A 25,262-nucleotide genomic window follows, 5' to 3' on the forward strand; every position below is an offset into this window, starting at 1 on the left:
ATTTAACAGCAGTCAGCGATCTCTCAAGATTCCACATTCCTTCTGCTGGCTATCATCAGGGCTTCAGTGGCATGCGCAGCGAAAAAGGTATTCAGCGCATGTCTGACGGCAAGCCTGATGCGCGCCTTGCTTAGCGTTTTTTCGACGCCAAACATGAGCGGCATGATGGTTTCGCACTCAAACAAGGCCATGAGCTGCATCGCGGCAAGCAATGGATCAGACTTGCGCAATCTTCCCAAGTCCATCTGATTGCCGAGAAATTCTGCAATCTTCTGCATGCCGAACTTCGGGCCCATCTCGTAAAAACGCTTTCCGATATCTGTTCTGCCGGATTCCGCGATCACAGCGCGGCGCGCCTGGATGGATCTATCCGAGCAAAGAAATTCCAGAGATTTCTCACCGAAGGTTTGCAGAGCCTTCGGCAGGTTGTCCACTTCCTGGTTCATTGCCGCAAAGACGGGTTCGAACTGTTTGCGCGCGGCCTCGTGCATGACGGCGACGAACAATTCCTCCTTGGAACTGAAGTAGCCGTACAGCGTGCCCTTGGATCCCCCGATCCGGGTTGCAATTTCTGTCATGGAAGCGCCCTCGAAACCCGCTTCCAGAAAGACATGCGAAGCGGCGTCCAGTATCGCGTCGCGCTTTGCTTCTGTCTTTACTCTCATCGCCGACATCCCCTTTTCTGAACTCAAGTGTTCAGTATTGCTTGACTCTGATATTGTGTCAATTAATAATACCGTACCGTTCAGTATTGTTATAGACCGACTTTAGTCTTTTTCCATCCCTCGGAGAACCGTTCATGCGCAAAGCAATATTCCTCTGGCCCGCCACCGTGCTGGCAATTTCCACTGTTCTGAGCGCATGCGGAAAGCCGCCCGGCGGCCCGCCGCCTGAAGCCGGCACACCCGTCGTTGGTGTAATGACAGTCCAGTCGGCGCCGGTCACACTCAGCACCGAACTGCCCGGACGCACCGTTGCCTACCTGGTTGCCGATGTCAGGCCGCAGGTCAACGGGATTATCAAGGCGCGCAGCTTTCGCGAAGGAAGCGACGTCAAGGCCGGCCAGATCCTGTACGAAATCAATCCGGCCAGCTACAAGGCAAGCTATGACAGCAGCGTCGCCGCGCTGGCGAAAGCCCAGGCCAGCCTGAAGACCACTCGTCTCAAGACAGAGCGTTACAAGGAATTGGTCAGCATCAATGCCGTCAGTCAGCAGGACTATGACGATGCGCTCGCCGCCCTCGGTGAGGGCGAGTCGGATGTGGCGGCAGCCAGGGCCAATGTCGAGACCAGCCGCATCAATCTGGCCTACGCCAAAGTGGATGCGCCGATTTCGGGACGAATCGGCAAGTCGACGGTCACCCCCGGTGCATTGGTCACGGCCAGCCAGACCACCGCCATGACCACCATCCAGCAACTCGACCCGATCTACGTTGACGTGACGCAATCGAGCGCCGCCTTGCTGAACCTCAAAGAGTCGCTCGCCAATGGCGATCTGCAAAAGGCCGGCGCCAATGCGGCCAAGGTCAGGCTGATTCTGGAAAACGGCCGCACCTATCCGCTGGAAGGGCGACTTGAGTTCTCCGACGTGACGGTCAATCAGGACACCGGTGCGATCACGCTGCGCGCCATATTCCCCAATCCCAAAGCCGATCTGCTGCCTGGCATGTATGTACGCGCGGTGCTGCAGGAAGGCGTAAAGGAAGAGGGCTTGCTGGTGCCGCAGCAAGCCGTGTCGCGCGACAGCACAGGGAAACCGCAGGCCTACGTGGTCGGCGCCGACTACAAGCTGGAACGCCGTGCACTGCAGACCGACCGCGCCATCGGCGATCAATGGCTGGTGCGCAGCGGCCTGCAGGTGGGAGACCAGTTGGTGGTCGACGGACAGCAGCGTGCCATGCCCGGCATCAAGGTGAAGGTCACGCGCTGGGCGCCCGCCCCGGCGGCCGGCTCGCCATCCGCCACGCCGTCTACGACTCCAGCTACGGCGACCACCGCAGCGACCAAGACGGCCTCCTCCAACTGATCCAGGCGAAAGACCACCATGGCACGCTTTTTTATTGATCGCCCCATCTTTGCATGGGTTCTGGCCATCATCGTGATGCTGGCCGGAGCAATTTCCGTACTCACCCTGCCCATTGCACAGTACCCCGCGATTGCGCCGCCTGCTGTAGCGATCACGGCCAACTATCCGGGCGCATCGGCCAAGACGCTTGAGGACACCGTCACCCAGATCATCGAACAAAAGATGAAGGGCCTGGACCGGCTGAGCTACATGGCGTCGACCAGTGAATCCTCCGGTTCGGTGACCATCACGCTCACGTTCGAGAACGGAACCAACCCCGACACGGCCCAGGTGCAGGTCCAGAACAAGCTGGCGCTGGCGACCCCGCTCTTGCCGCAAGAAGTGCAGCAGCAAGGGGTCACGGTGACCAAATCCGCGACCAACTTCCTGAATGTGCTGGCCTTCACTTCTGAAGACGGCAGCATGAATGGCTCCGACCTGTCGGACTACGTCGCAGCGAATGTGCAGGATGCCATCAGCCGGGTCGAGGGCGTGGGCGACACGACCCTGTTCGGTTCCCAATACGCGATGCGCGTCTGGCTCAATCCGGACAAGCTGGCCAGCTTCAACCTCACGCCGCTGGACGTGAAGAATGCCATCACGGCGCAGAACGCCCAGGTGTCGGCGGGCCAGCTCGGCGGCCTGCCGGCAGCCGGCAACCAGCAGATCAACGCGACCATCAGCGCGCAAACCCGCTTGCGCACTGCGGAGGAGTTCGAAGAGATCGTCCTGCGCACGCTCACTGACGGTTCCCAGGTGCGGCTGCGCGACGTGGCGCGCATCGAGCTGGGCAGCGAGGCCTACAACACGGTGGGCCGCTATAACGGCAAAGCGGCTGCAGGCCTGGCGATCAAACTGGCGACCGGCGCCAATGCGCTTGATACGGTGAAGGCCATCGACGCGCGCGTGGCGCAGCTGGAGAAGTTTTTTCCGGCCGGCATGAAAGTACAGAAGCCCTACGACACCACGCCCTTTGTCCGCATCTCGATCGAAGAAGTGGTGCGCACGCTGATTGAAGCGGTGGTGCTGGTCTTCCTGGTGATGTATCTGTTCTTGCAGAACTTCCGCGCCACGCTGATTCCGACCATCGCCGTGCCGGTGGTGCTGCTGGGCACCTTCGGCATCCTGGCAGTCTTTGGCTTCACCATCAACACCCTGACGATGTTCGCGATGGTGCTTGCCATCGGCCTGCTGGTCGATGATGCCATTGTGGTGGTGGAAAACGTTGAACGGGTGATGACCGAGGAAGGCCTGTCTCCCAAAGAGGCGACGCGCAAATCGATGGGCCAGATCACCGGTGCGCTGGTCGGCGTGGCGCTGGTGCTGGCGGCGGTATTTGTGCCGATGGCGTTCTTCAGCGGTTCAACCGGCGTGATCTATCGCCAGTTCTCCATCACGATTGTGTCTGCCATGACCTTGTCGGTGCTGGTCGCGCTGGTGCTCACGCCTGCGCTGTGCGCCACGATGCTCAAGCCGGTGAAACAGGGCCATACCCTGGCCACCACCGGTTTCTTCGGCTGGTTCAATCGTACTTTCGACCGCGGCAACCATCGCTATCAGGGCGTGGTGCGCCATATGCTGGGCAAGGGATGGCGTTACATGATCGCTTATGCGGCAGTGCTGGCGCTGGTCGTGTTCGGCTTCATGAAACTGCCGGTCGGATTTTTGCCGGACGAAGATCAGGGCACCCTGTTTGCCATCATGCAGTTGCCGGCGGGCGCGACCAAAGCGCGCACCGATACGGTGATCCAGCAAGTGGAGCATCACTTTCTGGTAGATCAGAAGGATGCAGTGGCAGGCGTGTTTGCGGTGTCGGGCTTCAGCTTTGCAGGCAGCGGGCAGAACATGGGCTTCGCCTTCATCAAGCTCAAGCCCTGGAGCGAACGCACCGGACCCGGCTTGAGCGTCACCGACGTCGCAGCCAAGGCAGGCGCTTATTTCGCCACCATCCGCGACGCCAAGGTGTTTGCATTCTCGCCGCCGGCGGTGTCCGAGCTGGGCAACGCCACCGGCTTTGATCTGATGCTCAAGGACGAAGCCAACCTCGGCCACGCGGCCATGATGCAGGCCCGCAACCAGCTTCTCGGCGAACTCTCCAAAGACAAGCGTCTGGTGGCGGTGCGGCCGAACGGTCTGGAAGATACGCCTGAATTCAGGCTTGCGGTTGATCCTCACAAGGCCGGCGCACTGGGCGTGACGATGTCCGACATTAACGACACCATCGCCACCGCCTGGGGTAGCAGCTATGTCAACGACTTCATCGACAAGGGCCGGGTCAAGAAGGTCATGCTTCAGGGCGAGGCGCAGTACCGCATGTTGCCAAGCGATGTTGACCGCTGGTACGTCCGCAACAGCGCAGGAACCATGGTGCCCTTCACTTCGTTTGCCACTGGCAGCTGGACCTCGGGCTCGCCGCGACTGGAACGCTACAACGGCGTACCCTCCATGGAAATCCTCGGCATGGCATTGCCTGGTGCGGCCTCCAGCGGAGAAGCAATGGCCATCGTCGAAGCGGCGATCGCCAAACTGCCGGCGGGCATCGGCTACGAATGGACCGGCCTGTCGCGCCAGGAAAAGGCGTCCAGCGGCCAGACCGGCATCCTGTACACGGTATCGATCCTGATCGTGTTCCTGGCGCTGGCGGCCTTGTACGAAAGCTGGGCGGTCCCGTTCTCGGTGATCCTGGTGGTGCCTCTGGGGGTATTCGGCGCGCTGCTCGGCGCGGTGCTGACCTGGAAAATGAATGACGTCTACTTCCAGGTCGGTCTGCTCACCACCATTGGACTGGCGTGCAAGAACGCCATTCTGATCGTTGAGTTCGCCAAGGATCTGTATGAAGAAGGCAAGGGGCTGGTCGAGGCGACACTGGATGCGGTACGCATGCGTCTGCGCCCGATTCTCATGACCTCGCTGGCCTTCATTCTCGGCGTGTTGCCGCTGGTGCTGGGAAGCGGCGCCGGTGCCGGCGCACAGCATGCCCTCGGTACTGCAGTGATCGGCGGGATGCTGTCCGGCACCATTCTCGCCATATTTTTCGTGCCGCTGTTCTTCGTGCTGATCATGGGACTGTTCCCCCGCAAGGCAGATGCAGCGCACGCAAACGACACCAACTCCACGGCCGCTCCGGCCGCATCCTGAGGTGATAGCCATGTCCCGTTCTATATCCACTCCTCTGGCCCGCTCTCAGCGTGCCGTGCTGACGCCTGTTTTGCTGTTCGCGCTGCTCAGCGGATGCAGCCTGATGCCCGCGTATGAGCGCCCTGCCTCGCCAGTTGCGGCGCGCTTCTCGGGCGATGCAGAAGGGTCAGCCAAAACCTCCGCAGTTGCCGATATCGGCTGGCGTGAGGTGTTCACCGATCCCGCATTGCAGCGCGTGATCGAACTGACGCTCGCCAACAACCGTGATCTCAGGGTCGCCATCCTCAACATCGAAAAGGCGCGTGCCCAGTACGGCGTACAGCGCGCGGCGCTGTTCCCGAGCGTGAACGCGACAGCCAGCGAAAGCGCCAGTCGCACGCCTGCCGATCTGTCCTCTCCCGGCAGTGCGCTGACCGCGCACAGCTATAGCGCCACGCTGGGCTTCAGCGCTTATGAACTGGATCTTTTCGGCCGTGTACGCAGCCTGAACGCACAGGCGCTGGAATCATTCTTTTCAACCGCCGAAGCGCGCCGCAGCACGCAAATCAGTCTGGTTGCGGAAGTGGCGACCGCTTACCTGACCCTTGCTTCCGACCAGGATAGGCTGAAGCTGGCGCAAGACACGCTGGTCAGTCAGAGCAGCACTTATCGTCTGAATCAGCGCAGCTTTGATCTGGGCGCCGCATCCGCATTGACGCTGCATCAGGCCCAGACCAGTGTCGAGAGCGCACGCGTTGATGTAGAGCGTTACACCTCGCAGGTGGCGCAAGACCGCAATGCACTGATTCTGCTGGTCGGCGCCGAATTGCCGGATGCGCTGCTGCCCGCCGGCCTGCCCGATGACGCCACGGCCGCGTCCAGTCCGCTGGCCAGCATTCCACCCGGCCTCCCTTCAGACCTGTTGCAGCGGCGTCCGGATATCCTGCAAGCGGAGCACGACTTGCAGTCCGCCAGCGCCAGCATCGGCGCCGCGCGCGCCGCCTTCTATCCGCGCATCAGCCTGACCGCTTCTGCGGGAAGTTCCAGCGCCAGCCTGTCCGGGCTGTTTGGCGCGGGTTCCGGCAACTGGACGTTTGCGCCGCAGATCTCCTTGCCGATCTTCGATGGCGGCAGCAACCGCGCCAATCTGACGATCGCCACCACCAACCGAGACATCTATGTTGCGCAGTATGAGAAAGCCATCCAGACGGCCTTTCGCGAAGTATCCGACGCGCTGGCGCAACGCAACACGCTGGGCCGTCAACTGGCTGCGCAGCAGGCGCTGGTCGGTGCAACGTCAGCCTCGTACCGCTTGTCGGACGCGCGCTTCAAGCGCGGCGTCGACAGCTACCTTACGGTGCTCGACTCCCAGCGTTCGCTCTACACGGCTCAGCAGAATCTGATTGGCACCCGGCTGTCGCGCTTCACCAACCTGGTGACGTTCTACAAGACTCTGGGCGGCGGCTGGATAGAAACGACCGGTTCGCCGGTCGCTGCGGCGGAGCCGGATACGGCGGCAATGGGGCGGTGATGAACTCGCGCGCCGAGCGAACTCGCGCCGCCTTGCGGGATGCTGCGTTGACCGCATTCGCACAGCGCGGGATACGCGCCACCACCCTGGAGGATGTCGCCGCGAGGGCAAACGTCACTCGCGGCGCGGTGTACTGGCATTTTGCGGACAAGGCTGCGCTGGTGCGCGAAGTATTCAATGATCTGGCGTGGCCGCTCGACATCGGCACCAATATGGACGCCTACTGGCTGTGTGAAAATCCAATGCAGCTGCTGCGTCAGGTGCTTTGGCTGAGGATGAGAAATTGCATCGAGGATGTACGCCAGCACAGCATGATTACGCTGCTCCTCAGACAAGGCGGAACCGGTGATGTGTCATACGATCTGGCCGGCCGATTTGAAATCATGACGGCGCTTTCCGTCCAGCGTCTTGAGACGGTCATTGACATCTGCTATCAGCGCGGCGGCTCACGCCCCGGACTGACGCCGCTTCAGGTCGCCGAATGCATACACGCGACCGGCCTCGGCGTACTCGCGGAAAAACCAGGCCGTCTGCCGGATCCCTATGGTTCTTCCTTCTTCCTTCCGCTGGACCTGGTGCTTTTGGGCGCGTCTTTGGCAGGCGATGGACTCGGGATAGAAACCTACCGGCTTTAAGCCTGGCGGAGCGAGGTTCTGCATGAGCTTCGTGCGCAAGCAGAATCGTCCTCGCGATAAAAAAGCCGGCGCTCTGATGCGCGCCGGCTTGAAGACAGTTTGCGAAAAGAAAGAATCAGGCCTGTTTGCTCGCGGCCTTGCGCTTGGCCTTGAGGTCGGGCTCCGCCAGCTTGAGCGTTTTGGCGGCCGCTTTGGCCGCTGATTTCACCGCGCCTTTTTTGCTGCCGGTTTTCGCCGGCTTGCTGATGGCGGCAATGGCATCCTCATCCAGTTCGCCGTCATAGTCGACCGCGCCTTCATTTGCCGCCTTGCGGCTGGCGAAACTCAGACGCCGCAATACACCCTCCTCCGCTTGCGGTCCGGCCACGATTTTGAAGGCGCCCGGTATCACTTCCTTGCCGCTGTTGCGATCCACCAGCATCAGATCCGCAGGCGCGCCGGTCTCGCTGTCGACCAGCAAGACGCTCGCGCCTTCCGGTGCGAAATGCTTGTTGCCCCAGGCATTCAGCGACAACAGCACAAAGCGGAAATCGCGGCCGAGATCGGTCAGCACGTATTCGAAACGCGGCGGACGGTCGGTGTACTGGCGGCGTTCCAGCAAGCCGGCATCGACCAATGAATGGAGGCGCCGCGTCAGCATGTTGGGCGCGATGTCGAGACTCTTCTGAAACTGATCGAAGCGCGTCAGGCCATGAAAGGCATCGCGCAGAATCAGGATGCTCCACCATTCGCCGACCCGTTCCAGCGTGCGCGCAATCGGACATTGCATGTTGCCAAAGCTTTTGCGTTCCATGGAAATACTCCTGCGAAATCAATACTGATTTTAAGTTACTATCATTCTGCAATGCTTCACAGTATATATTAATTCAAGGCAGAAATTGCCAGGGAGACCATGATGACGCAAGCCTCGCCAGCGATGTATCTGGAGGATTTCGAAACGGGTGCGATGTTCCGTGCGGCAACGGATGTACCCATCAGCGCGGAGGAAATCAAGACCTTCGCCGCCAGTTACGACCCGCAACCGTTTCATCTGGATGAGGCGGCCGCCGCACAGAGCTTCTTTGGCGGACTGGCCGCCAGCGGCTGGCAGACGGCCGGGCTGACCATGCGTCTGCTGCTGCAGGCGCTGCCGATTCACGGCGGACTGATCGGCGCCGGCTTCGAAGAATTCCGCTGGCCGCGCCCTACCCGGCCCGGCGATGTGTTGCGGCTTGAAGTGGAGATTCTCGGTGTGAAATTCTCGCAGTCGAAACCGCAGCAAGGTTTTCTCAAACATCGGGTCACCACCTATAACCAGAACAATGAAGCAGTGCTGGTGATGGTGGGCAATCTGCTGGTGCCGCGCAAGCCGCAAAGCTGAGCGCGGCAAGGCAGACTCAAGTTGACGCAATGAAACGGCCTGGTTCTGTCGACGAAAAAAGGCCGCCCGCAGGCGGCCGAGAGACGTGAATGCAACTACCCGTAGAGCGCGGTGAATGGCAGCAAGCCATCAAGGTAGTCGATGTACTCGAGGTAAAACGGGTCAAAGAGCTTACGCAGCATCGTTCTGCTCCTGCTGAATTAAGTGGACAAGCCAAGCTTTCAAACGATCTCAAATGACTCTGACGAACCAGCCTGCCACGATGACCGGGGCTTCCGATTGAGCGCATTCGCATACAAGTTGAATGAGGTAATCCATGTGTTTCTCCTGTTAAGTGTTTGTTCAGTGGACGATGCCGCCAACGGTGTTCAGAAGCTGAAAAAACCATTCATTGTTGACACTGCGAAAGACTTCCCGGCTTGCAGCCTCGGCGCAAGATGAGGCCAGAAGGGTGACCGCAGCAGCGAAGTAGAGGGAATAAATTCGCATGGTGTTCTCCTTGGCGTGAGGGTTGTATTGCATTCGGTATGGATGCATCTTGATCCCGGCACATTCAATCCGTATTTCAAACCCCGCCGCTCGTGTTTCAATTGAAACGATGGACGTAAAAAAACCGCCACCAGGCGGTAATGCAGTTCAGTTAAGCAAAATTTTCACACAAGCCGTTCGGGCTGAGCAGGTCCGCAGGAGCGTATCGAGCAGCCGGCGCCCCTCTCCGCGCTTGCTCGCCCTTCGATACGCGGCTTTGCCGCTACTCAGGGCGAACGGGGTTCAAATCAATGCTACAAAAAATGCCGTTCAGTTCTTAGCTGAACGGCATGAGCCAGCAGGCCGTCCTTCGTTTGCGGCAACGCATGCCTGTGCACCATCACGCATCCCGGCGTCCGGAAACTCAGGCCGAATCAGGCTGCACCGAAGGATGCGCCAGCTGAAACGCCGGCACGCTGTTGCAGGCCTCTTCAATCGCCACCAGAGTCGGATACGGACTCATGTCCACGTCGAAACGGCGCGCATTGAAGATCTGCGGAATCAGGCAGCAGTCGGCCATGGTCGGCGCATCGCCCACGCAGAAATGACCACGCAACTTATCGCTGCCGATCTGTTTCTCCAGCGCCGCAAAACCGAGCGTGATCCAGTGCTGAATCCAGGCGTTCTTGGCCTCTTCCTCGACCTTCAGATCGTGCTTGAGATAACGCAGCACGCGCAGATTGTTCAGAGGATGAATCTCGCACGCCACCGCCAGTGAAAGCTCACGGATGCGTGCGCGCTGCAAAGGATCGCCCGGCAGCAACGAAGGCATCGGACAGCGTTCTTCCAGATATTCCAGAATCGCCAGCGATTGTGTCAGATAGGCATTGTCGTGCTCGAACACCGGTACCAGCGAATGCGGATTCATCTCGCTGAAGTCGGGCTTGAATTGCTCCCCTCCCTGATTCAGCAGATGCACCGGCACGGTGTCGAACGGCAGCTTCTTCAGATGCAGCGCGATGCGCACGCGATAAGAAGCCGAACTGCGGAAGTATCCGTAAAGCGTGGTCATCTGGACTCCTGAAAATTTTGACGAAGACGGATCGCTGCATGATCCGCGTTCGCCGTCAGTCAACATCTCTCGGCAAAAATGCACGCGGCCCGCACATTGTAGCGAAGGCTCAGAGCGCACGCGCCGGCAGCACCGTGCCGACCACTTCGCCGAAGCCTATGCGCGGCAAGCCGGCCTTGTGTGCGACCGCGCGCATGACGATGCTGTCGCCGTCTTCAATGAAGATGCGCTTTTCGCCATTGGCCAGTTCGACGGCTTTTTTTCCGCCGCCGCTCAGTTCCAGCAGCGAGCCGGCTTCTTCCGGACGCGCCCCCGATTGCGTGCCCGAGCCCAGCAGATCGCCGGCGCGCATATTGCAACCGTTGACGGTGTGATGCGCCACCAGTTGCGACACGCTCCAGTACGAATCGCGGAAGTTGGAGGCCGACAAACGCTGCGGCGGCAAGCCCGCTTCGCGCATCGCCGGCGTCTGAATCAATACTTCCAGTTGCAGATCGATGGCGCCGGCATCGCGCAGTTGCGGCGAATCCAGATAGGCCAGCGGCTGCGGATCGGCGGCGTCGCGCGTCCATGCTGCACGATAAGGCGCCAGTGCTTCCAGCGTGACGATCCAGGGCGAGATGGTGGAAGCGAAATTCTTTGCCAGGAAAGGGCCGAGCGGTTGATATTCCCAGGCCTGCACATCGCGCGCCGACCAGTCGTTCAGCAGGCACAGGCCGAACACGCTCTGCTCCGCCTGTGCGATGGAGATCGTCTCGCCCAGCGCATTGCCGCCGCCGATGAAGATGCCGACCTCCAGTTCATAGTCGAGCCGCTTGCAGGGCGCCAGCACCGGGGTCTCGCTATCGGGCGCCTTGATCTGTCCGACCGGGCGGCGAAACTGCTGACCGCTGACGCCGATGGAGGAAGATCGGCCGTGATAACCGATCGGCACCCATTTGTAATTCGGCAGGAGTGGATTGTCCGGACGGAACAGCTTGCCGATGGCGGTGGCGTGATGAATCGAGGTGTAGAAATCGGTATAGTCGCCGATCTGTGCCGGCAGATTGTATTCGGCCTCGGCCTGCGGCAGCAGACAAGCGCGCAGCTTGTCTTCATGCCTGGCGCCGGCGCGCAGCACGCGCGACAAGGCCAGACGCAAGGCCGACCACGAGGCGGCGCCGAGCTGCATCAAGGCATTCAGCGAAACGCCCTGCGCCGCTGCAATAACTGCTTGCTGCGCCAACTGTTCTGCGTCGCCAAACACACCGGCCGCATGCGCCGCGCGCAGGTCAAGAATCTGATCGCCGATGGCGACGCCGGCGCGCCAGCTTTGCTCGTCTTCGCCACGGCGACGGAACACGCCGTAAGGCAGATTCTGCAAGGGGAATTCGCATTCTGCGTCGTTCGCGCTTTGCAGCCAGCTGCGCAGCGCGGCGTCGTGGGTTTCGTTCAATTGCATGCTCATTGTTGCTCCGGGTTGAAGTTCTTTTTGATGTCGCTCCAGCACTTGTAATAGTTGGCTTGCAGCGTCGGCGTTTCCAATGCGTAGCGCGTCGGACGAATCACCTGACGCGTCTCGAACATGAAGGCCATGGTGTCGTCCACCTTGCGCGGCTGGCTGACATCGCCTTGCGAGGCCTTCTCAAACGTCGCAGCATCCGGTCCGTGGCCGGTCATGCAGTTGTGCAGACTGCCGCCGCCGGGACGGAAGCCATCGGCCTTGGCATCGTACTCGCCATGAATCAGGCCCATGAATTCGCTCGCCACATTGCGATGGAACCAGGGTGGACGGAAGGTATGCTCAGCCGCCAGCCAGCGCGGCGGGAAGATCACGAAATCGATCGTGTCCACACCCGGCGTATCGCTCTGCGCCTGCAGCACCAGAAAGATCGAGGGATCGGGGTGATCGTAACTGATGGAGCCTATGGTGTTGAACTGGCGCAGATCGTATTTGTAGGGCGCGTAATTGCCGTGCCACGCCACCACGTCCAGCGGCGAATGAGCGATGGCGGCCTGCCACAGATGGCCGCCGAATTTCGCCAGCAACGTGAAGTCGCCTTCGCGATCTTCGTACCAGGCGCGCGGCGTCATGAAGTCGCGCGGATTGGCGAGGCCGTTGGAACCCAGCGGTCCCAGATCCGGCAGACGGAACAGCGCGCCGAAGTTCTCGCAGATGTAGCCGCGCGCCTGGCCGTCCGGCAAGCGCACCTGAAAACGCACGCCGCGCGGAATCACCGCGATCTCCTGCGGCTCCAGATGGATCACGCCCATCTCGGTGCGCAATTCGAGTCGCCCCTGCTGCGGCACGATCAGCAGTTCGCCATCAGCCGAATAGAAGAAGCGATCCGTCATGTCGCGATTGGCGAGATAGAGATGAATCGCACAACCGCTCTGCGCATCGGGCGAGCCGTTGCCGGCCATGGTGATCAGTCCCTCGACGAAATCGGTAGGCTGATCGGGCATGGTTTGCGGATCCCAGCGCAATTGATTGGGCGGGGTGGGCACGGCATTGAAATCGCTGAGCAGCAGGCCGCTGTCGATCTGGCGGAAGGGTTCATGCACGGCAGCCGGCCGGATGCGATACACCCACGACCGGCGATTGTGGCTGCGCGGCGCCGTGAATGCGGTGCCGGAAATCTGCTCCGCATACAAACCATAGGCCACTTTCTGCGGCGAATTCTGATGCGGCGGCAAAGCGCCCGGCAGCGCTTCGGTCGCGAACTCATTGCCAAAACCTGACTGATAGCCTGCGGACTTTGCGCTCTTGTCCGCCGACACTTCACGGGCTGAAAAATGTGATTCTGCCAAGCTGTTCATGCTCTCTCTCCTTCTCAATGCTGCTTCCTGCTGCTTGATATCTTTTACTTCAGGCGGTCGCGCCGCCTTTGCTCCAATGCAAGCGTGCGACCATCACCGCTGAAATAAGTGCCGGCACCGCTGCCGCCATGAACAGCGAACCGTTGCTCCATTGCATGGCGATCAACTGACCGCCGATCACCGGGCCGACCACCGAACCGATGCGGCCTATGCCCAGCGCCCAGCCGATGCCGGTAGAGCGCAGCGAGGTCGGATAGTAGGTGCCGGCCAGCGCATTCACCGCCGGCTGACCGCCCACCACGCAGAAACCCGCCACCACCACCGCGATGAACAGCAGCGCCGGCACCGCCGCCACCTTGCCGATCAGGGCGATGGCAACGCAGGCGGTAATAAAGCAGGCGCCCAGCACTTTGGTGAATCCGAAACGGTTGATGAACCAGCCCAGCGTCAGTGTGCCGACCACGCCGCCGACTTGCAGCGAGGTGCCGATCAATACCGCCATGCCGGTGGTATAGCCGGCATCCTTGATCAGGGTCGGCAGCCAGTTCGAAAGGAAATACAGATTGATCAGATTCATGAAACTGATCAGCCACAGCAGCAGCGTGATGCCGGCGCGGCCGCCGCGGAACAGTTCGGCCACCGGCATGCCGTCGTTCCTGGCTTCCTTCACCACGATGCGGGTATCGGCATTGATCACCAGCGCAGGATCGAGCTTGCGCAGCCAGCGCGAAATCTTGCTCAGCGGGCGTTTGTGCAAGACCAGAAACTGAATCGACTCGGGCAGCCAGAACAGCATGGCAATGCCGAGCAGCAAGGGCACCAGCCCGCCTACCCAGAATACCGCATGCCAGCCGTGCGCCGGAATCAGCGCCGCGCTCACAAACCCGCCGGCGGCGGCACCCACGGTGAAGCCGCAGGACACCAGCATCATGCGCGTGACGCGAGAACTGGAGGGACTGAATTCACCGACCAGCGCCATCGCATTGGGCATGATGCTGCCGAGCCCGAAGCCGGTGATGAAGCGCAGCACCAGCAGCGCATCCAGCGTCTGTACTTGCGTGGTCAGCAACATGCAGACCGAGAAAAACAGGGTCGATATGATCAGCACCGGACGTCGTCCGTAACGATCGCCGACCGGCGTCAGCACCAGCGAACCGAGCAGCATGCCGAACAGGCCGGCGCCGAATACCGGCCCCAGGCTGGCCTTGCTGATGTTCCAGTCATTGATGATGGCGGGTGCAACATAGCCCATGGCCTGCACATCGAAACCATCGATGATCAGGCACAGGCCGCATAAAAAAAGCAATCCGAACTGAAATGCGCCGAAGCGGCTTTGCTCGACAACCTGCTCGACAACGAGCTCTGGTCCCTTCATGTCTCTTCTCCGATCTGTAGTATTGAATTTCACGACGCCGGCGCGGGTAGCGAGGATGGGCGGCATGACAAGCTGCAGAGGGTGGCTGAGCGCCTGTCTCGTGAAATGGGTTCATTGTTTTTGTTAGGTTGACACTCTAGTGCAAAGCGTTCAGTTCTACGATATAAATACGGAAATGTAGATCATTGATTTCATGAATAATGGTGATCTGGACATGAGAACACACAAGAAGAACACGGACGGACTTAGACTGCACCTGGGCCTCCGCATTGCCGGGCGAGAACCACGCCGATTCGCGCGCAAACCATGCTGCAGTGCACCGAGCGCCGCAAGATTCAATCTGAAAGAGAACTGCAACCATGATGGAACCGCGCGATATCGATCTGAACCTGCTGGTGGTGTTTCAGGAAGTGTTTCAGGAACGCCAGATTTCTGCGGTGGCGCGCCGCCTCAATCTGTCGCAGCCGGCGGTCAGCAATGCCCTGTCGCGCCTGCGCCGCAGCTTCGACGATGAACTGTTCGTGCGCACCGCGCAGGGCATGCAGCCGACGCCGCTGGCCGAACAACTGGCCGAGCCGGTCGCTTCAGCGCTGTTGCTGGTGTCGCGCGCGCTGAACCGGCAGCAGGTGTTTTCCAGCGACAGCAGCCAGCGCGTCTTCACCATCGCCATGACCGATGTCGGCGAGGTGTATTTCATGCCGGCGCTGATCGAATTGCTGCATGAGCGTGCGCCCGGCATTGAAATCGGTACGGTGCGCGCCAGCAGCATCGACCTCAAGACCGAGATGGAATCCGGCCGTGTCGATCTGGCCATCGGCGCCTTCGACGATGTCTCGGAGGCGTTGTATCAACGCAGGCTGTTCCGCCAGAATTACGTCAGCATGTTTCGCGCCGGCCATCCGCTGGCGGGCAGGGAGGTGACGCTCAAGGAGTTCCTGGCGGCGCGGCATCTGCTGGTGTCTTCGCTGGAAAGTCCCTACGACCGCATCAATCAGAATCTGGAAAAGGCCGGCATTTTCTCCAGCGCGCAATTCCGCGTGCCGCATTTCACCGCCGTGCCTTACATCGTCAGCAGCACCGATCTGGTCGTGACAGTGCCGCGCAAGCTGGCCGAGAGCGCGGCCAAACCCTTCAACCTGCAATACATCAAGCCGCCGCTGCGACTGCCCTCGCTGCAGACCAACATCTTCTGGCATCGCCGCTACAACCAGGATGAAGGCAATCAGTGGCTGCGCAATCTGATCTCGGAACGCTTCGCGGAATAACTTCGCCGGATGCCGACCGCACTTCAAAAACATACATACAGGAGACGCGACGAACATGAGTACAGACCGACTGGTGTATCGCCAGTACACGCAAGAAGAACTCGACCGCCAATACAATGTGCGGCTAGGCATTCCGAATTTTCAGGCCTACTTTGATCGCTTCAGCACATTGGCGGAGGCTTTCCGCCGCAGCGTTGCGATTCAGGCCGATCTGCCATATGGCGATCATCCCTTGCAGACGCTGGATTATTTCCCGGCCGCTGCCGCTGCCGACGCCGGGAATGCGCCGCTGCTGCTGTTCATCCACGGCGGCTACTGGCGCAGTCTGGATAAGAGCGACTTCAGCCACGTCGCGGCATCGTTTGTCGCGGCCGGCATCAACGTGGCGCTGATCAATTACCGGCTAGCGCCGCAGGCGACGATGGACGAGACTACCGGCGACTGCCGCGCGGCGCTGCACTATCTGGTTCAACAGGCGTCCTCGCTGCGCTTCGATCCCAATCAGATGCACCTCGCCGGACATTCGGCCGGCGGCCATCTCACCGCCGCACTGGCCGGCGCAACAGCCTCGCAGCCGGACGCATTTCCGGCACTGCGCAGCATCTGCTGCATCAGCGGACTCTACGATCTGCAACCCGTGGCGCTGAGTTATCTGAATCAGGATTTGCATCTGCGTGAAGCTGAAATCGATGCCCACAGCCCTCTGCAGCATCTGCCGGCATCGACCACGCAAGTCATCCTGACCGTGGGCGGGCGCGAGTCGGATGCGTTCCATGATCAGCAACATCGGTATGCGCAGGCATTGACCGCATGCGGTATGACACCACGCATCGTGACGCTGCCGGCGGCGCATCATCTGGATGTCATCGACGTCTTGGCGGACGGCAATAGCGAATTGACGCGCGCGATGCATGAAGCGATACAGGCATGCAGGGTCAAGGCAGGCACTTAGACCCGCCGCACTGAACCGCGGACGGACTGCTCTGCGATGGATTGGCAATAAAGCTACGCGCGATGGCGAGCTGCGAGAAATGTCAATAGTTATCATTTACGATTCAACTATAATAGACGGCTTTCGCACCGACATTGTCGCAATGCAACATCAGACTCGTACATCAGAGGGATACTGATGCGCACGTCAGCCCTGGCGGCGCGAAAGAAGCAAGCCTCACCGCCGCAACTCGCCAGCTAGCGACAGCCCGCATCTCATCCACGCAGAAGGCTGGCGAAACACGCAGGCGAGATAACAACAAGCCGCCCGGGCACATTCACCGTAGCCCGCTCGCCCTTCGCCACTGCCATTCGCTATGTTCAAGAAAATCTGGTTTCAAATTCACTGGTTCATCGGCATCACCGCCGGCACCATCCTGATGCTGATCGGCGTCACCGGCGCGACGCTGGCCTTCCGCGAAGAGCTGCTGAATGTATTCAATCCGGGCATGATGCACGTCGCGGCCAGCAATCAACCGCTGCTGACGCCGCAACAGATCATCGACCAGGTGCATCTGAGCCATCCGGAGCGACGCATCACCTCGATCAACCTGTCGGCCACGCCCGGCACGTCGCCGCGCATCATCTTCGCGCCGCCGCCTTCGGTGCGCCGTGGCGAAGCACGCTACGTCAATCCTTACACGGCCGAAGTGTTTCCGGCGCCGACCGCCGGCGAATTCTTCGAAGTCACCGAACGCCTGCACCGCTGGCTGCTGCTGCCGGTCGAGATCGGCAAGATCGTGCTTGGCACGCTGGCGCTGTGTCTGCTGATCCTGGCGCTGTCCGGCCTGTACTTGCGCTGGCCGCGCCGGCCGCTGTCGCTGCAGGCCTGGTTCCGGCTCGACTTCAAGCTGACCGGCCGCTCCTTTCTGTGGAACCTGCACTCCATCATCGGCACCTGCGCGCTGATCATGTATGTGATCTTCACCACCACCGGCATGTACTGGTCGTTCGACTGGTTCAAGCAAGGCGTCAACACGCTGGTGGGCGAAGCCGCGCCGGCGCGCGCTGCGCCGCCGGCCGGCGGCAGACCGCAGGGCCAGGGCAATCAGGGCGGGCGCAGAGACAAAGAGAAGACGCAGGAAAAGAATGCAGAGGAAGAAAAACCGCTCAATCTGGATCTGGCCTGGGCCAGCTTCCTGCGCGAATCGGGCGGCTACGACGAAGCCAGCCTGCGCCTGCCGGATCGCTCCGGCAAGACCATGCAGGTACTGTATCTGGCGCACGGTGCGCCGCATGAACGCGCGCGCAGCCGCATGGTGATCCAGTTGCAGAACGGTGAAGTGAAACAGAGCGAACGCTACAGCGACAAGGGTCTGAGCGGCAAATTCCTCGCGGCGATCTATCCGCTGCACATGGGCACCTATTTCGGTCTGCCGGGGCGCATCATCATGGCCATCGCCGCGCTGATCCTGCCTCTCTTCGGCATCACCGGCTGGATGCTGTATCTGGATCGTCGCAGGAAAAAGCGCCTGCTGCGCGCTGAACGTGCAGCGCTGCAAGAGACCGTGACGGCGCCGCTGCGGCCAGGCAAAATCAGCGCCACCGGCGCTGCGGCGGCCACCCCGCAAGACAGCAGCCCGCTGCTGATCGCCTTCGCCTCGCAAGCGGGACAGGCCGAACAACTGGCGCTCAAGACCGCTGCGCTGATGCGTCAGGCCGGCGCCGAGGTCACGCTGCAATCGCTGGCGCGCCTCAATCCTGAGCGCTTGCGTCATCACCACCGCATCCTGTTCATCGTCAGCACCTTCGGCGAAGGCGATGCGCCGGACAGCGCGCGCGCCTTTGCCAAGCGCATGCAGTTCGAATCGGGCGAAGCGCTGGCGCATGTGGAATACGCGATGCTGGCACTGGGCGACCGTAACTACGTGAAATTCTGCGGCTTCGGCCACACGCTCGATCACTGGCTGCGCAACCGCGGCGCACATGCAGCGTTCCCGATGGTGGAAGTGGATCGTATGGACAAGGCTGCGCTGCAAGTCTGGCAACATGGCTTGAGCGGCTGGATCGGTTACCGGGCCGACAGCGCCGACGCCCCTCATTCGGCTGCCGAAATCGCCTCCGATGCGTTCAGCGCCGATCTGAGCGACGACGGTGACGCCTACAGCGCGTGGCAACTCAGCGAACGCTTGCTGCTCAACAACGGCAGCCTGGGCCAGCCTATCTTCCATCTGGAGTTGCGCCCTGAAGACGGACATGCTGCGCAATGGAAGTCAGGCGCGCTGGTGGAAATTCTGCCGCGCCATGCTCCCGATCGCGTCGAAGCGCTGCTGCGCCGCTGGCAACTGGATGGCGAAATCGGCGTCACGTATGCCGGCCGGCCCTGTACGCTCAGCGCGGCATTGGCGCGCAGCGTGCTGCCGGTGACGTATCACCTGGAAGGCGATACCAGGACACAAGCGCAGATTGTCGCCCAGGCGCTGACCGATTCGTTGCAAGCATTGAGCCCACGCCGCTATTCAATCGCATCGATACCGCAGGACGGCGCAGTGCATCTGCTGGTGCGCCAGGTCAGCCATGAAGATGGGCTGGGTCTGGCCTCCGGCTGGCTGACCGAGTACGCGCCGCTGGGTGGCGCGCTCGACTTGCGAATTCTGCCGAATCGCAGTTTTGAGCTGGCCTGCGCAGAGCATCAGGAAACTGAAGATGTTGCAGACAGCGCAGCGGCGATCTTCATCGGCAACGGCTCCGGTCTGGCCGGTCTGCGCAGTCATCTGCGCGAGCGCATGCGCCGCGGCGAACCGCGCAACTGGCTGCTGTTCGGCGAACGCAATCGCCGCTTCGATTATCTGTATCAGGCCGAGATCGAACAATGGCAACACAGCGGCATGCTGGAACGCGTCGATCTCGCTTTCTCGCGCGACCAGACTGAACGCATCTACGTTCAGGACAAGCTGCGCGAGGCCGGCGATGCCATCCGCGAATGGGTACGCGACGGCGCGGTGCTGTATGTCTGCGGCAGCCTGGATGGCATGGCTGCCGGAGTCGATGCGGCACTGGAAGAAGTGCTTGGTCAGAGTGGCGTAGAAGACCTGATCGCGGCCAATCGATATCGGCGCGACGTGTATTAGCCCAGTTTTATTGGCCCGGTTTTATTGGCCCGATTTATTAACTCTTTTTCAGCTCGGTTTTTGGCTCTGCAGGCAGAGTCAAAAGCACCTCCCCAAAAAGCCGCACATCCTGGTGTGGCTTTTTTTCGCCCCGACGCTCTGCGGCAGCCTTACCATGCAAACAACACAGGCTGTAGGCAGCCTGCGCTTTTTCTTGTAGGACGATACTGATTCACGCGCCCGGCGGGCCGTAGTGCATTTTGTGCGCTAGAGCAAAATGCGCTGCGCACCTATACTCAAACGGCAAGAGAAGCTCAGCAGAGCGGCTGTCATGCAGGATTGCTCCAGCGAGAGCAAGAGTTCAAGAGTTCAACAGCGCGCGACCAAAACAAAGAGCGAAGAGACTTGGCCTGATAGCCGGATCAAGCCGCTTCACCGCCGTGCCGCATCGCGATTTTCCAGCCTTACGATCAAGCCAACCTCCGCGCCGGGATCACCATGAATCAGTTCGCTTCAATAAAAAATACAAGCCGAACCAAGCGTCCTGCAGCCTCATCGCTGCTCGTGCTGAGTTGCGTCCTATGTGCATTGCTGAGCGGCTGCGGCTCGCTGCCGCGCGTGGTACCCGACATGGACATGCGCTCGTCGGAGTCGATCAAAATGACCGGCGGCCGCGGCGTGCTGAGCGAGCAGCAGACCAAGGCCATACTCGCCAAGATGAAAAAGAGCGATGCCGACAATCCGATACTGGAACGGCATCTGGAAGTGGAAAACGCCATTACCGGCACGCCGCTGGTGACCGGCAACAAGATCAGCCTGCTGATCGACGGCCCCGCCACTTACGCCTCCATGTTTGCCGCCATCAAGGATGCGCGCCAGCACATCAACATGGAAACTTACATCATGGAAGACGATGACGTCGGCCATCAGTTTGCGCAGGCGCTGATCAACAAGCAGAAAAGCGGCGTACAGGTCAACCTGATGTATGACAGCGTCGGCTCGCTGAGCACGCCGCGCGGCTTCTTCCAGCCGATGATAGACAGCGGCATCAAGGTCCTGGAGTTCAATCCGATCAACCCGGCCGTCGCGCGCAAAGATTGGGAAGTCAATCAGCGCGACCACCGCAAGCTGCTGATCGTGGACGGCAAGACCGCCTTCGTCGGCGGCATCAACATCAGCAGCGTGTACTCCGCCGGCTCCTTCAGCAAATCCCGGAAACCCAAGCGTGACGCCGACGCCAAGGATGTCCCATGGCGCGATACCCAGGTGCGGGTGGATGGCCCGGTGGTCGCCGAATTCCAGAAGCTGTTCATGGAAACGTGGCAGAAACAGCATGGACCCGATCTCGGCGAGCATGCCTATTTTCCTACGGTCGCGCCGGCCGGCAACGACATCGTGCGCGCTATCGGCAGCGCGCCGGATGAGCCTTACAGCGTGATCTACGCCACCTTCATCTCGGCCATCAATCACGCCGAAGCCAAGGTCTATCTGACCAACGCCTACTTCGTTCCCGATCCGCAATTGCGCGAAGCGCTCAAGAATGCGGTCGCGCGCGGCGTCGATGTGCGCCTGATCCTGCCGAGCAAGAGCGACTCCTCTTTGGTGTTCTACGCCTCGCGTTCCTTCTACGATGAATTGCTGCGCGACGGCGTCAAGATCTATGAGCGTCAGGATGCGCTGCTGCATTCCAAGACGGCGCTGATCGACGATGTCTGGTCCACGGTCGGCTCCACCAATCTGGACTGGCGCAGCTTCGTGTTCAATCAGGAAATCAACGCCGTGATTCTCGGCACCCAGTTCGGCGCGCAGATGCAGACCATGTTTCAGCGCGATCTCGACGCCTCAAAGGAAATTACGCTGGAGCAATGGAAGGAGCGCCCGGTCAGCGAGCGCATGAAGGAGTTCGGCGCCCGCCTGTGGGAACGCTTGCTGTAAGAAAGCAGTCTCCTTTACATGAGGCTTGCAATTGCCCGGCCAAGGCTGAGCTTGCAACTGCAAAAACGAAAAGGAGTCAGGTTTGCCATTGATATTCACCAAGCTGCGCAGTGTTCACGTCATTCCCCTGCAGGCGCTGATGCTGGTTTTTTGCGCCGTCTTGCTGAGCTGGTCACCGCTCGCGCGCGCAGAAACCAGCGCTGGCGCAGCACAAAATCCGGACGGCCCTGCCGGGCTGAGTCAGCAGTACGAAACGCTGAAGGATCAGCTGCTGCACAACCAGTACGGCAAGCCGCTGTATCTGAATTCGGCCGAGAGTTCGGACAGCGTCAAGGGCGACATCTACGCCATACTGGATGCACCGTTTTCGCAGGTGCATGCCGCGCTCGGCAGTTCGGCCAACTGGTGCGATATTCTGATCCTGCATCTCAACACCAAGTATTGCCGCATCACGAACGATCAGAACAAACCCATGCTGCGGGTTCACATCGGAAAGAAGCTGGAGCAGGATCTGGACGATACCTATCGCGTCGATTTCAACTATCGCACCCTGGCCAGCAACGACACTTATTTTTCAACCGCAATGCAGGCAGATAAAGGTCCGCTGGACACCAGCAATTACCGCATCCGGATTGAAGCGATCCCACTGCCCGATGGCCGCTCGTTTTTGCATCTGATGTATTCCTACTCTTACGGCATGGCCAGCAAGATCGCCTTGCGTGCGTATCTGGCGACCATCGGCCGCGACAAGGTCGGTTTCACCGTCACCGGCAAACGCGCCAACGGCGAACCGGAATACGTGCGCGGCGTGCGCGCCACGGTCGAGCGCAATACCATGCGCTATTACCTGGCCATCAGCGCCTATCTCGACAGCCTGGCAACGCCGCCGGATCAGCGCCTGGAGAAGCGCCTGGTGAGCTGGTTCAACGACACCGAGCTGTACAAGCCGCAATTGCATGAGGTGGATCGCAGCGAGTACATGTCGATGAAGCGCAATGAAATTGCGCGGCAGCAGACCAAGCTGGAGTGATTGAAGACGCGCTGCCCTGCCGCGAAACTTCCGCACCAAAACAAAAAGGGAAACGTCGCAACGTTTCCCTTTTTGTTTGAGTACGCATGCAGCGTCGCGGATGCAGCCAGCGGCAAGCGGCAGATGATTTACTTCAGCGTGAGTATCCATTTCACCAGCGTCTGCGCTTCCGCTTCCGACACCTGACGATTGGCCGGCATCGGCACCGCACCCCATACGCCGCCGCCGCCGTTGACCACTTTGTGGGCCAGCTTGGCTTCGGCATCTTTCTGCCCGGCGTATTTCCTGGCGATGTCCTTGAAGGCCGGGCCGACCACTTTGTTGTTCACGGTGTGGCAGGCCATGCAGTTTTTGGCCTTGGCCAGATCGGGGTTGGCCGAAGCCTGAGACGACAGCAAGGCGCCCGTCAGCAGCGATGCCATCAACAGCAGATGTTTCATAGGGACTCCTTTTCGACGGGCACATTCTAACCCGCTTTGCAGGCGCACCATTATCTGCTGCCGAGTATAAGCATCATAAGCAATCCTTCATCCGCAGCCCTAAGCGCAGCGACCCAGGCCTGCTTTGCGGGCGATCGGAATACGGCAGAGAATGACACCGGCTGCGCGATCCGGAAAGGTCAACATGCCGGACAGACGTGCAATAAAAAAGCCGGATCGCTCCGGCTTTTCTCTCGCTGCGCATGCTGCCAGACGCTGAGTCGGCATCAGCCGGTCACGGCGCCCTTGCTGGCGGTGGACGCCAGCGCTGCGTACTTGGCCAGCACGCCGCGGGTATAACGCGGCGCAGGTTGTTTCCAGTTGGCGCGACGGCGTGCGATTTCTTCTTCCGGCACATTCAGCTGGATCAGCAACTGACGCGCATCGATGGTGACCGAGTCCCCCTCTTCCACCAGACCGATGGTGCCGCCGACGAATGCCTCCGGCGCCACGTGGCCGACCACCATGCCCCAGGTGCCGCCCGAGAAACGGCCGTCGGTGATCAGGCCTACCGATTCGCCGAGGCCCTTGCCGATCAAGGCGGAAGTCGGCGCCAGCATCTCCGGCATGCCGGGCCCGCCCTTCGGCCCCAGATAACGCATCACCAGCACGTCGCCCGGCTTGATCTTGTCGGCCAGGATCGCGTCCATGGCGGTGTATTCATCTTCGAACACGCGTGCCGGACCGGTGATGACCGGATTCTTCAGACCAGTGATCTTGGCGACGCAACCTTCCGGCGCCAGATTGCCCTTGAGGATGGCCAGATGGCCTTGCTTGTACAGCGCCTTGTCGATAGGACGGATCACGTCCTGATCGCTGCGCAGGTCGGGAATGTTTTCCAGCTCTTCCGCAATCGTCTTGCCGGTGATGGTCAGGCAATCGCCGTGCAGCAGGCCGGCCTGATGCAGCACCTTCAACACCGCCGGAATACCGCCGGCCTTGTGCAAATCGGTCGCAACATATTTGCCGGAAGGCTTGAGGTCGCAGATAACCGGCACTTTCTGGCGCATACGCTCGAAGTCGTCGATGGTCCATTCGACTTCGGCGGCGTGCGCGATCGCCAGAAAGTGCAGCACGGCATTGGTGGAGCCGCCGGTGGCCATGATCAGGCTCACCGCATTTTCGATGGACTTGCGGGTGATGATGTCGCGCGGCTTGATGTCCTTCTTCACGGCTTCGACCAGCACGCGTGCCGACTCGGCGGCGGAGCCGGTCTTTTCATCGTCGGGATTGGCCATGGTGGAAGAATAGAACAGGCCCATGCCCAGCGCTTCGAAGGCGGACGACATGGTGTTGGCGGTGTACATGCCGCCGCAGGAGCCGGAGGAGGGACAGGCATTGCGTTCGATGCCGTCGAAGTCTTCCTGCGACATGCGGCCGGCCGAGAATTCACCCACCGCTTCGAAGGCCGAAACGATGGTCAGGTCCTTGCCCTTCCAGTTGCCCGGCTTGATGGTGCCGCCGTAGACGTAGATGCCCGGCACATTGGTGCGCGCCAGCGCGATCATGCCGCCCGGCATGTTCTTGTCGCAACCGCCGATGACCACCACGCCGTCCATCCACTGGCCGTTGACGGCGGTCTCGATGCAGTCGGCAATCACTTCGCGCGAGATCAGCGAATACTTCATGCCTTCGGTGCCCATCGACATGCCGTCGGAAATGGTGGGCGTACCGAACACCTGCGGATTGGCGCCGGCCTGCTTGATGGTGGAGATGGCGACATCGGCCAGTTTTTGCAGGCCGGAGTTGCACGGAGTGATGGTGGAATGACCGTTGGCGATGCCGATCATCGGCTTGTCGAAGTCGTCCTTTTCGTAGCCCAGCGCGTAATACATGGAACGGTTGGGGCTGCGCGAAATGCCTTGGGTAATGTTTTTGGAACGGCGATTGAATGTCATGTCTGTCTCCTGGTTGAACAATGAGAACCCTCCCCGTTCGGCCAGGAGCTACTGGCGTGAACCCTCGACTTTTGATGGAAGCTGCGGCGCCGGCCTGGCAAGCGTGATCGTGATTGATCGCTTGCCGGACGAGCAGCGCGATGAGCGCTGCCGACGGGCATGGACAGTCGGGAATGAGTTCTGGCTGGCGTTC

At 60.5% G+C, this 25,262-nt stretch carries 20 protein-coding genes; 11 read left to right on the forward strand and 9 right to left on the reverse strand.

What is annotated here, in order from left to right; all coding sequences use genetic code 11:
- Window positions 1–23: 23 nt before the first annotated feature.
- Entirely contained in the window at window positions 24–692 is a 669-nt protein-coding gene (locus tag PQR62_RS18235; protein WP_408159433.1) for a TetR/AcrR family transcriptional regulator C-terminal domain-containing protein, read from the reverse strand.
- Between the two features lie 107 nt (window positions 693–799).
- Here PQR62_RS18235 and PQR62_RS18240 point away from each other — a divergent pair, with 107 nt between their 5' ends.
- Genes PQR62_RS18240 through PQR62_RS18255 form a run of 4 tightly spaced genes read left to right on the forward strand, consistent with a single transcriptional unit; the run spans window position 800 to window position 7,348 of the window.
- A complete protein-coding gene (locus PQR62_RS18240; protein WP_408159434.1) occupies window positions 800–2,026 on the forward strand; it encodes an efflux RND transporter periplasmic adaptor subunit in 1,227 nt (408 codons plus the stop codon).
- An 18-nt stretch (window positions 2,027–2,044) separates the two neighbouring features.
- The gene (locus tag PQR62_RS18245) at window positions 2,045–5,203 is read left to right on the forward strand and encodes an efflux RND transporter permease subunit (RefSeq protein ID WP_408159435.1); all 3,159 of its coding nucleotides are present in this window, start codon (window positions 2,045–2,047) and stop codon (window positions 5,201–5,203) included.
- Window positions 5,204–5,213: 10 nt separating this feature from the next.
- The gene (gene adeC / locus PQR62_RS18250) at window positions 5,214–6,713 is read left to right on the forward strand and encodes an AdeC/AdeK/OprM family multidrug efflux complex outer membrane factor (RefSeq protein WP_408159436.1); all 1,500 of its coding nucleotides are present in this window, start codon (window positions 5,214–5,216) and stop codon (window positions 6,711–6,713) included.
- The gene (locus PQR62_RS18255; protein WP_408159437.1) at window positions 6,713–7,348 is read left to right on the forward strand and encodes a TetR family transcriptional regulator; all 636 of its coding nucleotides are present in this window, start codon (window positions 6,713–6,715) and stop codon (window positions 7,346–7,348) included. Before adeC ends, PQR62_RS18255 begins: the two co-directional genes overlap by 1 nt.
- 115 nt (window positions 7,349–7,463) lie before the next feature.
- Here PQR62_RS18255 and PQR62_RS18260 read toward each other — a convergent pair whose 3' ends face one another.
- A complete protein-coding gene (locus PQR62_RS18260) occupies window positions 7,464–8,141 on the reverse strand; it encodes a winged helix-turn-helix transcriptional regulator (RefSeq protein WP_408159438.1) in 678 nt (225 codons plus the stop codon).
- Between the two features lie 99 nt (window positions 8,142–8,240).
- On the opposite strand from PQR62_RS18260, the gene PQR62_RS18265 reads away from it, so the two are divergent.
- Window positions 8,241–8,708 carry a MaoC family dehydratase gene (locus PQR62_RS18265; protein ID WP_408159439.1) on the forward strand — a complete coding sequence of 156 codons (468 nt, stop codon included), beginning with the start codon at window positions 8,241–8,243 and terminating at the stop codon, window positions 8,706–8,708.
- Window positions 8,709–8,797: 89 nt separating this feature from the next.
- Window positions 8,798–8,947 carry a hypothetical protein gene (locus tag PQR62_RS18270; protein ID WP_408159440.1) on the forward strand — a complete coding sequence of 50 codons (150 nt, stop codon included), beginning with the start codon at window positions 8,798–8,800 and terminating at the stop codon, window positions 8,945–8,947.
- A 103-nt stretch (window positions 8,948–9,050) separates the two neighbouring features.
- On the opposite strand, the gene PQR62_RS18275 is transcribed toward PQR62_RS18270, so the two are convergent.
- The 5 genes from PQR62_RS18275 to PQR62_RS18295 all read right to left on the reverse strand — a co-directional run bounded on the left by PQR62_RS18275 (window position 9,051) and on the right by PQR62_RS18295 (window position 14,422).
- Window positions 9,051–9,197 carry a hypothetical protein gene (locus PQR62_RS18275; protein ID WP_408159441.1) on the reverse strand — a complete coding sequence of 49 codons (147 nt, stop codon included), beginning with the start codon at window positions 9,195–9,197 and terminating at the stop codon, window positions 9,051–9,053.
- A gap of 403 nt (window positions 9,198–9,600) precedes the next feature.
- Window positions 9,601–10,248 carry a maleylacetoacetate isomerase gene (gene maiA, locus PQR62_RS18280; RefSeq protein WP_408159442.1) on the reverse strand — a complete coding sequence of 216 codons (648 nt, stop codon included), beginning with the start codon at window positions 10,246–10,248 and terminating at the stop codon, window positions 9,601–9,603.
- Between the two features lie 109 nt (window positions 10,249–10,357).
- On the reverse strand, window positions 10,358–11,695 hold the full coding sequence (fahA, locus tag PQR62_RS18285; protein ID WP_408159443.1) for a fumarylacetoacetase: 1,338 nt from the start codon (window positions 11,693–11,695) through the stop codon (window positions 10,358–10,360).
- On the reverse strand, window positions 11,692–13,047 hold the full coding sequence (gene hmgA, locus PQR62_RS18290) for a homogentisate 1,2-dioxygenase (protein ID WP_408159444.1): 1,356 nt from the start codon (window positions 13,045–13,047) through the stop codon (window positions 11,692–11,694). Before hmgA ends, fahA begins: the two co-directional genes overlap by 4 nt.
- Before the next feature lie 49 nt (window positions 13,048–13,096).
- Entirely contained in the window at window positions 13,097–14,422 is a 1,326-nt protein-coding gene (locus PQR62_RS18295; RefSeq protein ID WP_408159445.1) for an MFS transporter, read from the reverse strand.
- A 359-nt stretch (window positions 14,423–14,781) separates the two neighbouring features.
- On the opposite strand from PQR62_RS18295, the gene PQR62_RS18300 reads away from it, so the two are divergent.
- The 5 genes from PQR62_RS18300 (at window position 14,782) to PQR62_RS18320 (ending at window position 22,692) form a co-directional block, all read left to right on the forward strand.
- Window positions 14,782–15,687, forward strand: a complete 906-nt coding sequence (locus tag PQR62_RS18300) for a LysR family transcriptional regulator (RefSeq protein ID WP_408159446.1) — start codon at window positions 14,782–14,784, stop codon at window positions 15,685–15,687.
- A 55-nt stretch (window positions 15,688–15,742) separates the two neighbouring features.
- On the forward strand, window positions 15,743–16,639 hold the full coding sequence (locus PQR62_RS18305; protein ID WP_408159447.1) for an alpha/beta hydrolase: 897 nt from the start codon (window positions 15,743–15,745) through the stop codon (window positions 16,637–16,639).
- A 355-nt stretch (window positions 16,640–16,994) separates the two neighbouring features.
- Window positions 16,995–19,748, forward strand: coding sequence for a PepSY domain-containing protein (locus PQR62_RS18310; RefSeq protein WP_408159448.1), 2,754 nt, complete (start codon window positions 16,995–16,997; stop codon window positions 19,746–19,748).
- Between the two features lie 609 nt (window positions 19,749–20,357).
- Complete coding sequence (gene cls / locus PQR62_RS18315) at window positions 20,358–21,662, forward strand: cardiolipin synthase (protein ID WP_408159449.1); 1,305 nt, start codon at window positions 20,358–20,360, stop codon at window positions 21,660–21,662.
- Between the two features lie 139 nt (window positions 21,663–21,801).
- A complete protein-coding gene (locus tag PQR62_RS18320; RefSeq protein WP_408159696.1) occupies window positions 21,802–22,692 on the forward strand; it encodes a hypothetical protein in 891 nt (296 codons plus the stop codon).
- 128 nt (window positions 22,693–22,820) lie between these two features.
- Here the strand turns inward: PQR62_RS18320 and PQR62_RS18325 are convergent, their stop codons facing one another.
- Window positions 22,821–23,132 carry a c-type cytochrome gene (locus tag PQR62_RS18325; protein WP_408159450.1) on the reverse strand — a complete coding sequence of 104 codons (312 nt, stop codon included), beginning with the start codon at window positions 23,130–23,132 and terminating at the stop codon, window positions 22,821–22,823.
- Window positions 23,133–23,398: 266 nt separating this feature from the next.
- Window positions 23,399–25,069, reverse strand: a complete 1,671-nt coding sequence (ilvD, locus tag PQR62_RS18330; protein ID WP_408159451.1) for a dihydroxy-acid dehydratase — start codon at window positions 25,067–25,069, stop codon at window positions 23,399–23,401.
- Window positions 25,070–25,262: the final 193 nt, after the last annotated feature.

Source organism: Herbaspirillum lusitanum, assembly GCF_046025995.1.
GTDB lineage: Bacteria > Pseudomonadota > Gammaproteobacteria > Burkholderiales > Burkholderiaceae_D > Herbaspirillum > Herbaspirillum lusitanum_A.

Bases quoted from the DNA above. Each gene is read 5' to 3' on its own strand.
- ilvD (WP_408159451.1), bottom strand. From the start codon at position 25,069: ATGACATTCAATCGCCGTTCCAAAAACATTACCCAAGGCATTTCGCGC.
- PQR62_RS18305 (WP_408159447.1), top strand. From the start codon at position 15,743: ATGAGTACAGACCGACTGGTGTATCGCCAGTACACGCAAGAAGAACTC.
- PQR62_RS18255 (WP_408159437.1), top strand. From the start codon at position 6,713: ATGAACTCGCGCGCCGAGCGAACTCGCGCCGCCTTGCGGGATGCTGCG.
- maiA (WP_408159442.1), bottom strand. From the start codon at position 10,248: ATGACCACGCTTTACGGATACTTCCGCAGTTCGGCTTCTTATCGCGTG.
- PQR62_RS18300 (WP_408159446.1), top strand. From the start codon at position 14,782: ATGATGGAACCGCGCGATATCGATCTGAACCTGCTGGTGGTGTTTCAG.
- adeC (WP_408159436.1), top strand. From the start codon at position 5,214: ATGTCCCGTTCTATATCCACTCCTCTGGCCCGCTCTCAGCGTGCCGTG.
- PQR62_RS18260 (WP_408159438.1), bottom strand. From the start codon at position 8,141: ATGGAACGCAAAAGCTTTGGCAACATGCAATGTCCGATTGCGCGCACG.
- PQR62_RS18275 (WP_408159441.1), bottom strand. From the start codon at position 9,197: ATGCGAATTTATTCCCTCTACTTCGCTGCTGCGGTCACCCTTCTGGCC.
- PQR62_RS18240 (WP_408159434.1), top strand. From the start codon at position 800: ATGCGCAAAGCAATATTCCTCTGGCCCGCCACCGTGCTGGCAATTTCC.
- PQR62_RS18325 (WP_408159450.1), bottom strand. From the start codon at position 23,132: ATGAAACATCTGCTGTTGATGGCATCGCTGCTGACGGGCGCCTTGCTG.
- PQR62_RS18310 (WP_408159448.1), top strand. From the start codon at position 16,995: ATGTTCAAGAAAATCTGGTTTCAAATTCACTGGTTCATCGGCATCACC.
- PQR62_RS18265 (WP_408159439.1), top strand. From the start codon at position 8,241: ATGATGACGCAAGCCTCGCCAGCGATGTATCTGGAGGATTTCGAAACG.
- PQR62_RS18245 (WP_408159435.1), top strand. From the start codon at position 2,045: ATGGCACGCTTTTTTATTGATCGCCCCATCTTTGCATGGGTTCTGGCC.
- PQR62_RS18295 (WP_408159445.1), bottom strand. From the start codon at position 14,422: ATGAAGGGACCAGAGCTCGTTGTCGAGCAGGTTGTCGAGCAAAGCCGC.
- fahA (WP_408159443.1), bottom strand. From the start codon at position 11,695: ATGAGCATGCAATTGAACGAAACCCACGACGCCGCGCTGCGCAGCTGG.
- hmgA (WP_408159444.1), bottom strand. From the start codon at position 13,047: ATGAACAGCTTGGCAGAATCACATTTTTCAGCCCGTGAAGTGTCGGCG.
- PQR62_RS18270 (WP_408159440.1), top strand. From the start codon at position 8,798: ATGCAACTACCCGTAGAGCGCGGTGAATGGCAGCAAGCCATCAAGGTA.
- cls (WP_408159449.1), top strand. From the start codon at position 20,358: ATGGACATGCGCTCGTCGGAGTCGATCAAAATGACCGGCGGCCGCGGC.
- PQR62_RS18320 (WP_408159696.1), top strand. From the start codon at position 21,802: ATGCTGGTTTTTTGCGCCGTCTTGCTGAGCTGGTCACCGCTCGCGCGC.